Annotated in this window: 1 rRNA gene; it reads left to right on the top strand. The window is 40.2% G+C overall.

Going from position 1 to position 251, the window contains the following annotated elements:
- Positions 1-77: 77 nt before the first annotated feature.
- Positions 78-251, top strand: a 23S ribosomal RNA gene (locus Ctaglu_RS24880); the annotation flags it as partial.

The following is a 251-nucleotide window of genomic DNA, read 5'->3' as shown; positions in this document are numbered from 1 at the left end:
TTAATACAATTTCGCAAAATGAATTAAAACGTTTATGTAAATAGACGAAATTATCTACGCAAGTAGATAAAGATAAAGGTTAAGCTACAAAGGGCGCATGGCGAATGCCTTGGCACTAGGAGCCGAAGAAGGACGCGTTAAGCTGCGATAAGCTTTGGGTAGGCGCAAATAGCCAGTGATCCAAAGATTTCCGAATGGGGGAACCCACATAGTAACAACTATGTACTGCATACTGAATAAATAGGTATGCA

The organism is Clostridium tagluense (assembly GCF_003865095.1).
GTDB classification, from domain to species: domain Bacteria; phylum Bacillota; class Clostridia; order Clostridiales; family Clostridiaceae; genus Clostridium_AD; species Clostridium_AD tagluense.
Note: the sequence above shows the minus strand (reverse complement) of the source record. Positions and strands in the feature narration are given on the sequence as shown.